Source organism: Candidatus Gromoviella agglomerans (assembly GCF_021065005.1).
Classification (GTDB): domain Bacteria; phylum Pseudomonadota; class Alphaproteobacteria; order CAJXXZ01.
In genome coordinates this window covers 400,475-413,935 of the sequence record NZ_CP069247.1, presented here as the reverse complement: position 1 = coordinate 413,935, position 13,461 = coordinate 400,475, and the positions used below count along the sequence as shown (strand labels likewise).

The window sequence follows — 13,461 nt, the reverse complement described above, 5'->3', positions numbered from 1 at the left end:
TTGCCTCATCTTTGTATATTATTGGAAAAATAATCTCGCATTGCGGTCAAGATTCTATTTACAGTTACTCTAGAAGGCTCATCAAAGCTATCGACCACAATATCAGCCTTAGAATAGACAGGTCGTCGCTCATCTAGCAATACTGTCAGCTCTTGTACTGTTATCTGCGCAGAGAGATGCTGTCTATTTTCTCTATGAACCACGCGCTTATGTAATAACTCAACATTTGCATTAATCCAAATGCTCAGACCATATTTGTGTATAACATCCATATTAAACATAAAAGCTCCATCTCCAGTAGACAAAACACAAATTTGTCCTTCCAATCTATCAGCAATTACATTTGATTCTATCTGTCTAAACTCTCTTTCTCCCCAAAGTTCATATATTTCTTGTACACTATGGTCAGTAGATTTTTCAATTATCTCATCAGAATCGTGAAAGGGCAGCTTTAACACTTGAGCTAATTTACGCCCAATACTACTCTTTCCTGCGCCCATCAACCCAACCAGCACAATAGATTTAGATAAGGCAAAATCACAAACACCATCGATAATTTCATTCATATATGTCTCTTCTCCAATATAAAAAAACTTCAGAAAAATACCCCACACAGATATCAAATCAGATTTATCTTAATAATGCAATAACTCTCAAACTAGCGTATAGTATGACAATATGCACTACATGTATATACCATAAATGCAAAAATATTAATTTTCAAATCAATGAAATCAACAAAATAACTTAAAAAAAAATTTCATTCTCAAAAGATTTATAAAATCTAAATTATATGCGATCATCTGTATTAATAACTTTTAATACTAAATCAGATCAGATTTATGATAATAAATAAACGTATATTACTAAAAATATCTGGAGAATTTTTGGGCGCCCCACCTGAATTTAAATCTATGGACAAAATAATAACATTTATTAATAAATTACTTAATATATCATGTAAAATATCAATAGTAGTAGGCGGGGGAAACCTCATTCGAGGAAGAGAATTTTCTCAAAACAGAGTAATATCTGACCAAATGGGAATGATAGCAACAATAATAAACAGTTTAGCTATTCAAAACAATATTTCAAACTCAACATGCTTCTCTAGCATTCCGATGATGGGGATATGCGATCAATACAATTTCATTCAAGCAAAGAATATGTTTGATAATGGAAGAGTTGTATTATTTGCAGGCGGTATAGGGAACTCTCATTGCTCAACAGATGTTTGCGCGGTTATAAGGGCTCTAGAAATGGAATGCGATTTTGTACTAAAGATGACAAGTGCAAAAGGAATATTTGATAGTGATCCAAAAATCAATCCACAGGCTAAATTTATTGAAGAAATTTCATACAAAGAGGTAATTGATCGAAATTTACATGTAATGGATATTGCCGCAATTGCCATAGCTAGAGATAGTGATCTCAAAATATTGATATTTTCTTTAGATTCGGTAATTGATGATATGTTCACTAATCGCACAAGTTTCTCTTTAATCAGGCCTTGAGTATCGAAAAAATTACATCATTCCTTAACATACAAAATGAATTTACTCCATTGATTGATTACAAAAGTTGAATATTCATTGCAAATTCTGTCTTATAAATTTCTAAATTAATTCAATTTAATCATCGATGCTTTAATTGAAGTCTCACCATCAGCTTCTATATGAATAGATGCATCTGCCTTAATCTTGACATCTGGAGCTTCTAGGCTTATTTCAGCGTTTGCATGAACCTCAACATTATTTAAATGCAATTCCAAAGAACCATCATCGGAATGTATGCGCAAGTTCTCAGAACGCACCTCTGCATCATCTAAGCGAGCAACAAATTTCTTAAAATCAAATCGCGTATCTTGAGATTTTATATCAATTAAATTGCCATTAATCCTAATTTCATCAACCTCAACTTTTGGATCTCGCCCACGAATCTCAATTTTATCAGCAGAAATTATTATAGATGGAGCATCAATCTCAATCAAAGTATCGGAGCATAATTTCATTTCTTTTACCGCATGGATCTCAATTTTGCCAGTTTTCGTCTCAATTGAAAGATCTCTATGAGAATAAATTCCTACCATATCTTCACCAACCTTGTTAACAAACTTGATTTCATTAACATTTTCTGAATCTGCTGGATCAATTTGCGCAATCCAATATTCAACTTCATGCTGACCATCAGAAACATATTTCACCTTATTAGCTCCATTAGGCACTCCCCCAACAATAATAGGTGCATTTGGATTGCCGTGAATGAATGTCACTAAGACTTCTTGACCAATTCTTGGCATATGGAAACTACCAGACCGATGTCCTGCAGCATTATGAGCAACCCTTGTCCAAGCAGTTATAGTCTCATCCTCATCTTTAACAGATTGCCAGTGAAACCTTATCTTCACATCTCCATTTTCGTTTGTATATAGAGCTCCAGGCACATCTCCCTTTCGTCCAATTACAATTGCAGTTTCTTGTCCAGGCACAATCGGTCGAGGAGTAAGCAACTTAGGCCGAAAATGAGTATCTTTATGTACTCCTACAAAAGTCGCACTATAAGGGAGTTCATCATTTTCTTGACTTGAGAAAATTTGCTCACAACTGGTAACAAAATAATCATTATTAAACTCATCAATTGTATGTTTTCTGACTTTTATTCTCTTTCCAGCCGCAAGAGAAATGTATGTCGTGTTGCCGTAAAATATTTTGTGAGCACTATCTTGGATATCAGACAGTTTTTCTGCATATTCCTGAGATTTAGAATCCATACTCGTATAATCAAAAACTCTATCTCCATACCTCTTTGAAGCAACACTTTCATAAAATCCTTCATCAACAACTGGAACATCATACTTAAACTGTAGAACCTTATTTGATTTTGGAATTAATTTATGTTCCATTGCTATAAAGGTAATTTTATTGAGATCAAATGCTTGAGCATGATCAATATTGTAAAAATCACACCTATCTACATCTTCATCAGGGATTTTATCAGCGATAACAATCAATTCCTTATCTTTGGATTGCTCAGAGTAGAAGAAAATGCCCTCCTCTTCTAGTAATCTGCATACAAAATTCAAATCACTTTCATTATACTGAATATAAGTGGAATGTATTTGACTATCTGTAGTAGCAACTGCTCGATTTTCAAATTCTATATGATGATCTTCTCTTAAAACTTTCTCTAAAATTTCCGATGTTGTCTTTTTTTGAAATACTCGATAAGAATTCGTTTGACTTAATAACCATAACTTAGGGCGAATTACAACTTCAAAATTAGCAACTTTACCGTCTTCGTCGACCCTATATCGATGAGTTACTTTTCTTGTCAGTTTTTCGATAACTCCGTGATAATATCTTTTATATTTATATTCCTTACTGAGCTCAACATCAATTCGTACTTCTTTGCCTGGTGACAAAAGCATATCGACAAAATCATGCCTCTCACTAAATTCTGTAACAATACGAAAACAAGTTGAAACTTCATCAATCACAACCATACGTTGCAATTTATGCTCTTTTTCATCAATCTTGAGAGTCAATTCTATATACATGCAAAAAAGCATTTTATTTGACATAAAAGTATCATACAATTTTGAGTTATTACACGTGTTTTTCATAAAATATGAAGGATAATAAGATAGACATACCATACCTCGAAGAGATTTTTAATAGAAACAAATTGACACATCTGGAATACTCAAACAGCGAAATGACGATCATTCTGAAAAAGGAAAATTTACAACAAAATATTGCTGATTATTCAATTCATCAGCAACAGTCTGCTCCAACCGTTGAAATGGATTCAACAAAAAAATTCAAATCTACCGCAGTTGGCATATGCTATTTAGCAAGATCTCCAGAATCAGAGCCATTTATCAAAGTTGGATCTATAGTGAAAAATGGAGACACTCTTTTCATTGTTGAAGCTATGAAAGTAATGCAAGATATAAAAGCAAATTTTGATGGCACAGTGAAGAAGATACATGTTATCAATGGATCACCAGTTGAGTATGGACAGGTTTTGCTTGAATTTGAGTGATTCATTTCGTTTTACCAGCTCTGAGTTATTTCATACTACTTTTGCAATTACGTAGTCATGTTCAACATTTCCCAGATATAATGTATATTTAGAAAAGTAATTTCAAAAATTCGTGCATAACGCAAATGAATTAGTACATTTTTTTCAAAACATTTTTTTCTCTCAATTTGACTCAATAACCATAACATTCTTGACCGTAACAATCATCATTGGAATTTTTATTGCTATCAATACTAGTGATAAAAAATTGATTTCAGCAATATTTCTACTTGGAATAGCAATGTGTGGAGTCGTAATATCAAACAATTTAATTGTATTTTTCACATTTTGGGAAGCTCTATCAATAATAGGTTATTTTCTAGTAGGATTTTACAACAAATCAAAAAAAGATGCCATCACTGGTTTTATTTCAAATATGTTTGGTAGCTCATTTATGTTGATTGGATTTTTAGTCCTTCAACATAATGATATTTATAGATTCTCAGATCTATCTGACATTACATTGCCTCCATTTTCAGAATTTTTGGCCTCAATCTTCATATCGATATCAATTGCAGTAAAATCAGCGCAATTCCCTCTCAGCTTTTGGCTTGTCAGATCAATGAGCGCAAGCGCATCAGTAAGCGCATATCTTCATTCTTGCACGTTAATAAAAGCTGGCACATACCTAATGCTGCGACTTCTTCAATTTGATGGATTTAGCTTAATGTACAAAATAATGCTAACAATATCCATTATTAGTACGATATTCAATGCAATTGAAAGTAAAAATGCTTCTCATATTAAGCATTTACTAGCAATTACAACAATGAATCAAGTGAGCGCAATGATATTTAGCATATGTATATGTGCGTTGTATACAAAGGACACTATTGATAATGCAATCGAAGCAATCCTAATAAATTTATCACTCCACGCTTTATACAAATCTGCATTATTTGTTCTTACATCAAATAAAGGATTTGTTCTTAGAAATAATATATCAATAGCGACAAAAGATATTTTATACTTAGTAATTGCAATATCAACAGCAACTTGGTTACCAATAATCAACGGAGCAAAGAGCATATGGTTCATACATAACAGATTTTCATTATTCACAATTATCGTTCATGCATTCAATATCTCAATTTTTTTTCACCTCTTTATCAAGAGTATAAATCAAAATTTAATAAATTGTTCCACGTGGAACATTTTCTCTAAATCGCTTATATCAACACACATCAATTTGAGAAAATTGTTAATATTTGTCATTGAATTGCTACATTCTAGAATGGCTCTAACATTTCTTGCAACAATTATCAGTTTTAGGATATTTTTTGCAAATTATGGTCAAAATTTATCACATGCAAATTGTAAGAGTTACATATTTTTCTACGGAAGCACAATCCTTATTGTATTTGTACTTATATTTATAAAGACAAAAACACCTGAATTTCAAAAAAACGAAGAATTTGCAAGAATTCCACGATTAATATCAAAAAAAATTATAAGACACTTAGTTCCGCATGATAATTTATCGCAAATTATAAAAACAAGTTGTATCATCATAAGCGCACTGATTTTAGCTCTCATAGATTGGAGTTCATTTACAATTGTATATATAAAACGTCCAAATATTTTTGTGCTTATATCAAATATACTAACATTATTTGGACTAATGTTACTCATGAGACAAAAAAGCACATTCATGACGGTCATTTTTGCTGGATTAGTTGGAACAGGAGTAGGAATGATTTACCTATCTATAGGAGCAATAGATGTTGCTATCACTCACTTTTTATGTGAATCAATAAGCTTGATTTTTATGATGACATTGATTAAGAATGTCAAATTAAATTCTACAAAATTAAGTAAAAATAGCAAATATATCTCAATATTATTTGGATTTTGCATATTTTTATTGTTTATATCGATGAGTACATTGGATTTTAATAATTCACTTGTAAATTCATATGTGAAATCATGTAACAATGCCCCCAACGTAGTAAACATGATAATAACAGATTATAGAGGATTTGATACATGGGGAGAAATGATGGTTCTCATAATTTCTGGACTCATAATATTTTCAGTCCTAAAATCAAAAAATATCACCATTCCAAAACATTCGTTATCTAGAGTCAATTTTCTCTATAATGCAGTAATTATCCTTGCTATCATTTTAGTATTTATATCATTTTACATGCTAATAAATGGACACAACGTTCCAGGTGGTGGATTTATTGCAGGACTCATTTTATCGTTGATATTGATATTTTGTGAAGTACACGAATTTTTAAAATTCAACATAAAGAACGAAACATTTATGAGAATATTAAAAATGAGTATTGCTATATCGATTATCACATCGGTCACACCTTTGTTTTTTGAAAAAACATTCTTTACAAATATGATAAACAATATCTCTCTTGCACTTTTCTTTGATTGCGGAATAATGTTAAGCGTAATATCTTTGATTGGTCTACTAAAAAATGGATTATATAACAATAGTCACAACATTTAGCTGCATTATAGGTTGCGGAATATATACATTACTCTCAGAGTGTAAAGTTCGAAAAATTATTGGACTAACATTGCTAGGTTACGGATTTAATTTGCTAATACTAGCTTGCGGGGAGTTTGAAAGTTTTTCACCCGCATTTTTGCATAAAACAATTTCCGATAAAGTTACAGAGCCAAACTCTAATTTTGTAAAGAATTGGAAAATGAATAAATATGAATTATTTTCAATTGATGAATTATTGAGTTATGAGCAAAATTATCTTGTACCAGAAGAGTTTTTCACAAATGAGAATGATTTATGTTTTATTAATTCAATGAATTTTGATCAATTTTTCAGTAAATTTCCAGTTTTTCTACAATTTTTCAATATGAACAATAAGATTTTTGCAAAAATATATTATGAAATAAATTTTTTGTATAAAAACACTTTACAAATCAACAAAATAGCACATGAACAATACAAGCTAGGAGCAGAAAATTGCGCTCAAAAATTTTCAATTTCATATTTTGGAGAAAGATTTCGCATCAAAAATCAAAAAAAGCATAAAAATTTCTGTTCAAAAGAGGATAAAAATGTCCTAAGAATTGTTAAAAAAAATCTCAGGTATAATGCAATCTTCGTTAAATTGTTCCACGTGGAACAATTCCGTGCGAACTTTTCTGATATTTTTGCAAATTTGATAGATTCAAAACTGACTCTCCATAAGGCTTTTTCTACAAAAAATGTTGTTACAATCGAAAAATTTCTTGATTTTGATAAAATCACAAACTTAATTCTCACCAAAAATAGCACAAAAAAAATGTCAAATCCACTTGCCCAAGCGATGATTTTGACCTCAATCGTTATAAGTTTAGCAACTTTTATGATAATTATATCCCAATGGATTCATTGACTTAATGAGAGATTTTTGTCAATTTAAGAGGAGTTTTTTGCTTCTGAGATAATAATCTTTAATCTTGTTTTTAATTGTACTACTTCGTGTTATTATCAGTAAATTTTGTTGAATTTGTAATGAATTTTCCAAACATAAAAGACATGATTAATTTGAGTGAATTTTCGATCGATCCAATAAGTCAGTTTAAGATAAAAAAGATCTTTGATGTCCATTTGTTCGGCATTGACATTTCGCTGACTAATTCAGCGTTAATGATGATTATGGGAGTGATAATATTCATCTCGATCACTTATTTTTGCTGTAGAAAAATCAATGGGACTCCAACAAAACAACAAATTATGCTAGAAATAGCGATAAAATTTGTGAAAAAAATAGTTCATGAGCACATAGGGAAAGATGGAGAGAAGTACTCTGCATTTATATTTTCTTTATTTTTTTACATTTTGATGGGAAACATGCTTGGAATGATTCCATTTGGATTCACGTTCACTGCACAAATTGTTGTCACGACATTTCTATCAATGTTTGCATTTTTAATCTCAATTATAATAGGATTTAGAGCACACGGATTAAAATTTTTATCGATATTTATACCGAAAGAAACTCCGAAATATATACTCCCAATATTAATTCCAATCGAAATAATCTCATTCATTTCTCGCCCATTTAGCTTAGCAATAAGACTTTTTGCAAATATGGTTGCAGGACATGCAATGATCAAAGTTTTCGCGAGTTTTGTGATAATATTGGGAATAACAATTGGCGTTTTGCCATTTTCGATAAACGTAATTTTGGTTGGTTTTGAGATAATGGTTGCTTTTTTACAATCTTACATATTTGTAACGCTGACATCAATATATATCGGAGATGCATTAAATCTAGGATCGCATTAACTCATCAAATTGGAATAAATATACTATGACAATTTTTATTTTCAAATCTTGTTATAAAGATAATGAATTTAACTAGAATTAAAGATGTTTCCAGTTATAATGCACTACATGCCTTAAAATTCAATTTATGGATCTGATATTTGCTGGAGTAAGAGTGAAATGCCATCATAGCCCTATAAGGCATAAAACACTGAAAGAAACTAACCACGATACTGTTGGACCAAAGAATAGAGCAATCTTAACAGTCATGGACTTCAAACCATTTGAGAACATTCCTGATTTTGATGAATGCAGATCACCTCTAAATCCATTAGGGTTCCCAACATTTACGGGATTTAAAGGACCTTGTAAACCTGGAGTTCATGCTCCATGGAGCAGAGGGCACAAAACAATCAGACATAACGGTGAACCAATTTTGACAAAAGAATCTCATTGCATGTGTGAATTTGCTATGGGAAGAATCGAAATCGAAGAAGAAGATCAGCATTCTGTAACTTACACTGAGTAAATTTAAAAAAACAAGGTTGATAAAAGTATTTTTTGAATGAAATGTTGTTTATTAAATGTATTTCGATAATAATATTTCTCAAATCATCAAAGATTTCTCAATTTTTTTTACACTTATTTGTAAAATTCACAAAGCGACCTTAATTAAATTATTCAAGGACAGATTTCAATTACGAATTATATGATATTGAATGAACAACAATCAAGATAATGAGATTATTTTCAAAATTCGACTAATTTCCAATGCATTTTGGCATGATATTTCAACAACTATTCCTTCATTTCGAGCTTCTACCTTAACGCTAAGATTTAGTTTCTCAGCAATGAAATCCTGAATTCTAGTCAATTCTTGTTGATCTTCAATCACTGAAATTTTCTTTAATTTGTCATTACAAGAGTCTTTGACTGTCAAATTTTTCAGATTTTCAATCTTTTTTGAAAAATCACTTGCTCCTTTGGTAATATTTTCATACTCTCTCACACTCAAGCCTTTTGTAACTATCATTTCCGCATCTTGAAGACAATTTTTTGACTGAAGGAGAATTTTTGCATGACCAAAAGAAAGTAATCCATCATTAATCATTGATTGAATTTTTTCTGGTAGATTCAGTATTCTTAGAATATTTGCCACATGACTTCTGCTTTTACCTATACGATCAGCAATTTTCTCTTGAGTGTAATGAAAAACAGTAATTAGATTTTGATAACCATGAGCTTCATCTATTATAGTTAAATCCTCTCGCTGAATATTTTCTAGCAACGCCATTTCACAAGCAATATCATCAGTAACAGATAAAATATGTGCTGGGATTTTGCTCAATCCTGCAATTTTTGCAGCACGTAGTCTTCGTTCTCCAGCCACCAATTCAAATTTTCCATCAGAGGACTTGCGAACAATAATAGGAGTAATTACTCCATTTGCAATGATAGAATGTGATAATTCCTGTAATTTAATCTCATCGATGAATTTTCTTGGTTGGTAAGGATTAAGGATAATATCATCACATAGTACATCAGAAATATTTGATGATTGATTGCCAATCAAGGCTGATAACCCTTGTCCAAGAACTGATCTTTTCATCAAACCATTTCACAATTATTTTGACATTTTACTGAGAATTAATGTATATAGCAATAATTGAAAAAACGTAAATATATATTTAAAAAAATATTTATAAGTATTACCGAAAAAGCTAAATGATAATGAATTTGATATTGAGACTCATTACATGAATGTAATTTTTAATAAAAAATACAATATCAAAATTTTCAGAATTCAACGAATACTTTTTTTGTTTTCAATATGATTATCATGTCATTTGCTTGACATTCAAAAAAATATTTCAACAGCTTTCTGTCTCATATCCCAAATCGTCGATCACGATTATAAAATTCTTGAATCATAATATTTAATTCATTTATCGAGAAATCCGGCCATAGAGTCTGAGAATACATAAATTCAGCATAAGCATTACTCCATAGCAAAAAATTGCTCAGTCTCTGTTCTCCACTTGGTCTAATACATAAATCGACATCTCTGAGCAAATGTTCTGACAAGTATTTTTGTATTTCATCAATGTTCATAAATTGAGGATAACAATTATTTTGATTTTTGAATTCAGAAAAATGTTTATTAGATAGGGAATTTGAGATTGCATTTGGAACAACACTTTCACTGCACTCATTTCGATTTATTACATTTGTTTGTTCATAATTTTTTTTGCATTCATGCATATATGAATCATAAGACTCCATCAAATGTTGATTTTCAAAGAAATTCCTGAATAACTGAAGGACAGCGTTAGCAATTTCCCATTGACCGCTGTAATAAAAGCAAACGTTTAATATTAATGATTGGCAATTATAAGTTGCATTTTCAAGTTCTATTATGTGATTTAATTCATCTTTACTAAGAGAATCTTTTCTACCAATCATTTTTACTTTAATATCATGGGACACAAAAATTTCTCTAGTTTCTTTAAGAGATTCTTGAAACACTGTACTCATGACTTCTTTCTCCATTTGAGAGCGATTAATGTTTGCAAGAGAATATGCATATACAGTAAGTTCGTGCACATCTTTACGACAAGCAAGATATTTGGCAATATCCATTAAAACACTCACTCCTTTACGATAAGCAGTCAAAAGAGAGGCTCCATTTGCCTTTGCCCATCTCCTGTTTCCATCCATTATTATGGCTATATGCATACGCCTCCAACTTACAAATTTGACAATTCAATTTCTTTATGTTTGAGTAAATCTTCTACATTTTTCGAGTAATGATCGGTTATTTTCTGTATTTCAGCAGAGAATCGCTTTTCATCATCTTGAGATATGCTCTTATTTTGCTTTAATTTTTTTATAACATCAATTGATTCTTGTCTGATCTTTCGAATAGAAATTTTTGCTTCTTCTGCAAGTACGTTTGCTCTTTTTACTATATCTTTGACCTTATCCACTGTGAGTTTCGGAATTTGAATTAAAATAGACGTAGCAGATGAGTTTGGGGTTAAACCTATATTAGCATCAATAATTGCTTTAGAAATAGCAGGAATATTTTTTGGATCCCAAGGTTGAATTGTTATTGACATATCTGATGAGCTGAGATTAGCTGAATGTTTTATCATAGTTTCTCCACCGTAAGAGTCTTTGAATTTTATAGAATCGACCATACCAATAGATGCTCTATTGCTTCGAAGCTTTGAAAGCTCTTCTCGAAAATGCTCGAAACATTTATTCATACCATTATCAGTTCTATTTTTTATATCAGAAAACATACTGAAATAAATTTCATACAACTAATATTAGATTGAATTAAAAACAAAGACCATACTAATTTTGTGATGAACTGAGTTTTTCTACAAATTCGATCAACACAAGTATTGATTCTACAATATATTTATTTTTCAAATGATGATCATTTATATTGAAAAAAATATCATATGCTATTAGCATGCAGTAGCGAGTTATTTGCTTATCAACTGTTGAAATTAGGGACATTTGATGAATAAAATCGTTCATAGAACACAAATTCCATATCACAGCTCTTATTGCCAGAAAAACATGTAGGTAGGTGTAATTTTCTGGAATAAATATATTTAGAGATTTGAAAATCTTTATCAAATTTGACCTATTTATCAAAAATTCTTGTAATTTTGCTATTTGAACTTGTGTATCCATATTTTTAATATCTGCTATATTAATAGAAATTGTTTCTACCTTAAGAGATTTGTTTACAGATAAATTAATACTTGCTATATCTACAAGAGGATTGCAATCAAATTTTCGAAAAGGGTCGATTAAATTATGAGAAACAACCAAAGGGGATTGATTTTTGCATTTTGACACCTGCATCCATATTTTTGGTAGAATTTTTGCAACTTTATTTTGCTGTGAAGAGAATGGAAAAAACTTTGTATTACCAACTATGAATTGATTGCTTTCTGTATTAGAGTTCAGTTGTACTGTCGATATTTGTTCAAATCCATTTGATACAAACTCAACTCCCAAACAATTGTTAAAATCGCTAAACAATTTATTTTCTATGTAGAATTTTCCATATCCAGCGTGATATGCAGTACACCATAGTGGAAGTATAACAAAAACAGTACCTTCAACTGCAATTAGCAGATGAGAGAATGCTTTTTTACGTTTAAAGCTATGTATTACTGATGAAAGAGAATCTGTACCTGTATGATGATAGACAATAAATGGAGAAAATGTGTTTTTCATAAACGATTGGGCTGAGTGAGTAGAGTTGATCATGGGAACGATTCCGAAGTATTCAAAGCTTACATTTATTCCTTGTAAAATGAGATTAGTGTAAAAATTCAACTCAAATAAAGACAGAACATCATATGTTTTTACTGATTTCATATTTGATGTTTTTTCTATTCTTGCCAAAGCATTTTGGACCTGTACTTTTATTTTTGTGTGTAATTCATGTCTTGTAGTCAATTTTTTAATATTGCTATAACATATAATTATTGCAATAGATCTTATTACATAATCAATTTTACTATTTTTTTTCCTTGCCGTCTTCGTCATACTCCTTTATTGGATATGCCAGAGCTCCACTTTGGTATAGTTCAATAATTGCAATCTTTCCATTTTCATGATAAGTCTTAAAAATACCTTCTTTTTTATCTTTTACGTAGTGTCCTTCGTATTCTATATTGGAATTTTTTCCATATCTTTTATAAACTCCATTTTTCAATCCATCTGCATATTGAGTATACGTAATGATCATGCCATTTGAATGGTATGTTAAAGATGGTCCATGTTGCATTCCTTTCATATAATTTGTGAGTGATAGCGGAAGATGATTTTTTGAATCATATATGATTTCTACTCCATTTTTCTTACCTTCTTCGTAATTTGTAATTAGCATTAATGCCCCATTTTCATATATCTCCATTGATCCGTGAAGAGAGCCATTTTTGTAAGACACACGTTGAGATAAAATGCCATTTTTGTATGTAAAACTCTCTCCATGTAGTTTTCCATCTAATAATGATTTTACTGATGTTATATTGCCATTTTCTTCTGTAACTCTCTGTAGTAAATTGTTGTCGGTCATAGTAAAATTATCTTGATCTAGGCTACATTATACAGTT

At 30.7% G+C, this 13,461-nt stretch carries 13 protein-coding genes; 6 read left to right on the top strand and 7 right to left on the bottom strand.

The window, feature by feature from the left end:
- Positions 1-5: 5 nt before the first annotated feature.
- Positions 6-566, bottom strand: a complete 561-nt coding sequence (locus Gromo_RS01790; protein ID WP_231158759.1) for a shikimate kinase — start codon at positions 564-566, stop codon at positions 6-8.
- Positions 567-842: 276 nt separating this feature from the next.
- Here Gromo_RS01790 and Gromo_RS01785 point away from each other — a divergent pair, with 276 nt between their 5' ends.
- A complete protein-coding gene (locus Gromo_RS01785; protein WP_231158758.1) occupies positions 843-1,514 on the top strand; it encodes a uridine monophosphate kinase in 672 nt (223 codons plus the stop codon).
- 107 nt (positions 1,515-1,621) lie between these two features.
- Here the strand turns inward: Gromo_RS01785 and Gromo_RS01780 are convergent, their stop codons facing one another.
- The gene (locus Gromo_RS01780; RefSeq protein ID WP_231158757.1) at positions 1,622-3,622 is read right to left on the bottom strand and encodes a type VI secretion system Vgr family protein; all 2,001 of its coding nucleotides are present in this window, start codon (positions 3,620-3,622) and stop codon (positions 1,622-1,624) included.
- 5 nt (positions 3,623-3,627) lie between these two features.
- On the opposite strand from Gromo_RS01780, the gene Gromo_RS01775 reads away from it, so the two are divergent.
- The 5 genes from Gromo_RS01775 to Gromo_RS01755 all read left to right on the top strand — a co-directional run bounded on the left by Gromo_RS01775 (position 3,628) and on the right by Gromo_RS01755 (position 8,846).
- Complete coding sequence (locus Gromo_RS01775) at positions 3,628-4,044, top strand: acetyl-CoA carboxylase biotin carboxyl carrier protein (RefSeq protein ID WP_231158756.1); 417 nt, start codon at positions 3,628-3,630, stop codon at positions 4,042-4,044.
- Between the two features lie 190 nt (positions 4,045-4,234).
- Positions 4,235-6,550 (top strand): hydrogen gas-evolving membrane-bound hydrogenase subunit E, encoded by a 2,316-nt coding sequence (mbhE, locus tag Gromo_RS01770; protein ID WP_231158755.1) that lies wholly within the window; start codon positions 4,235-4,237, stop codon positions 6,548-6,550.
- Positions 6,519-7,442: a hypothetical protein gene (locus tag Gromo_RS01765; protein ID WP_231158754.1), complete on the top strand. Its 924-nt coding sequence runs from the start codon at positions 6,519-6,521 to the stop codon at positions 7,440-7,442. The genes mbhE and Gromo_RS01765 overlap by 32 nt, the downstream gene beginning before the upstream one ends.
- Before the next feature lie 119 nt (positions 7,443-7,561).
- A complete protein-coding gene (locus tag Gromo_RS01760) occupies positions 7,562-8,338 on the top strand; it encodes a F0F1 ATP synthase subunit A (protein ID WP_231158753.1) in 777 nt (258 codons plus the stop codon).
- 127 nt (positions 8,339-8,465) lie between these two features.
- Entirely contained in the window at positions 8,466-8,846 is a 381-nt protein-coding gene (locus Gromo_RS01755; RefSeq protein WP_231158752.1) for a DUF4280 domain-containing protein, read from the top strand.
- Between the two features lie 201 nt (positions 8,847-9,047).
- Here Gromo_RS01755 and Gromo_RS01750 read toward each other — a convergent pair whose 3' ends face one another.
- The 5 genes from Gromo_RS01750 to Gromo_RS01730 form a co-directional block, all read right to left on the bottom strand.
- Complete coding sequence (locus tag Gromo_RS01750) at positions 9,048-9,926, bottom strand: ParB/RepB/Spo0J family partition protein (protein WP_231158751.1); 879 nt, start codon at positions 9,924-9,926, stop codon at positions 9,048-9,050.
- A gap of 278 nt (positions 9,927-10,204) precedes the next feature.
- On the bottom strand, positions 10,205-11,053 hold the full coding sequence (gene uppS / locus Gromo_RS01745; RefSeq protein ID WP_231158750.1) for a polyprenyl diphosphate synthase: 849 nt from the start codon (positions 11,051-11,053) through the stop codon (positions 10,205-10,207).
- Between the two features lie 11 nt (positions 11,054-11,064).
- Positions 11,065-11,622, bottom strand: coding sequence for a ribosome recycling factor (frr, locus tag Gromo_RS01740; RefSeq protein ID WP_231158749.1), 558 nt, complete (start codon positions 11,620-11,622; stop codon positions 11,065-11,067).
- A 55-nt stretch (positions 11,623-11,677) separates the two neighbouring features.
- Positions 11,678-12,892, bottom strand: coding sequence for a peptidoglycan recognition protein family protein (locus tag Gromo_RS01735; RefSeq protein WP_231158748.1), 1,215 nt, complete (start codon positions 12,890-12,892; stop codon positions 11,678-11,680).
- A complete protein-coding gene (locus tag Gromo_RS01730) occupies positions 12,864-13,424 on the bottom strand; it encodes a toxin-antitoxin system YwqK family antitoxin (RefSeq protein ID WP_231158747.1) in 561 nt (186 codons plus the stop codon). The genes Gromo_RS01735 and Gromo_RS01730 overlap by 29 nt, the downstream gene beginning before the upstream one ends.
- Positions 13,425-13,461 lie beyond the last annotated feature (37 nt).

What these genes read in the sequence shown, in the direction of transcription:
- Gromo_RS01775 (WP_231158756.1), top strand. Translation starts at nt 3,628, where the DNA reads ATGAAGGATAATAAGATAGACATACCATACCTCGAAGAGATTTTTAAT.
- Gromo_RS01730 (WP_231158747.1), bottom strand. Translation starts at nt 13,424, where the DNA reads ATGACCGACAACAATTTACTACAGAGAGTTACAGAAGAAAATGGCAAT.
- Gromo_RS01780 (WP_231158757.1), bottom strand. Translation starts at nt 3,622, where the DNA reads ATGAAAAACACGTGTAATAACTCAAAATTGTATGATACTTTTATGTCA.
- Gromo_RS01785 (WP_231158758.1), top strand. Translation starts at nt 843, where the DNA reads ATGATAATAAATAAACGTATATTACTAAAAATATCTGGAGAATTTTTG.
- Gromo_RS01790 (WP_231158759.1), bottom strand. Translation starts at nt 566, where the DNA reads ATGAATGAAATTATCGATGGTGTTTGTGATTTTGCCTTATCTAAATCT.
- frr (WP_231158749.1), bottom strand. Translation starts at nt 11,622, where the DNA reads ATGTTTTCTGATATAAAAAATAGAACTGATAATGGTATGAATAAATGT.
- Gromo_RS01760 (WP_231158753.1), top strand. Translation starts at nt 7,562, where the DNA reads ATGAATTTTCCAAACATAAAAGACATGATTAATTTGAGTGAATTTTCG.
- Gromo_RS01750 (WP_231158751.1), bottom strand. Translation starts at nt 9,926, where the DNA reads ATGAAAAGATCAGTTCTTGGACAAGGGTTATCAGCCTTGATTGGCAAT.
- Gromo_RS01765 (WP_231158754.1), top strand. Translation starts at nt 6,519, where the DNA reads ATGGATTATATAACAATAGTCACAACATTTAGCTGCATTATAGGTTGC.
- uppS (WP_231158750.1), bottom strand. Translation starts at nt 11,053, where the DNA reads ATGCATATAGCCATAATAATGGATGGAAACAGGAGATGGGCAAAGGCA.
- Gromo_RS01735 (WP_231158748.1), bottom strand. Translation starts at nt 12,892, where the DNA reads ATGACGAAGACGGCAAGGAAAAAAAATAGTAAAATTGATTATGTAATA.
- Gromo_RS01755 (WP_231158752.1), top strand. Translation starts at nt 8,466, where the DNA reads ATGGATCTGATATTTGCTGGAGTAAGAGTGAAATGCCATCATAGCCCT.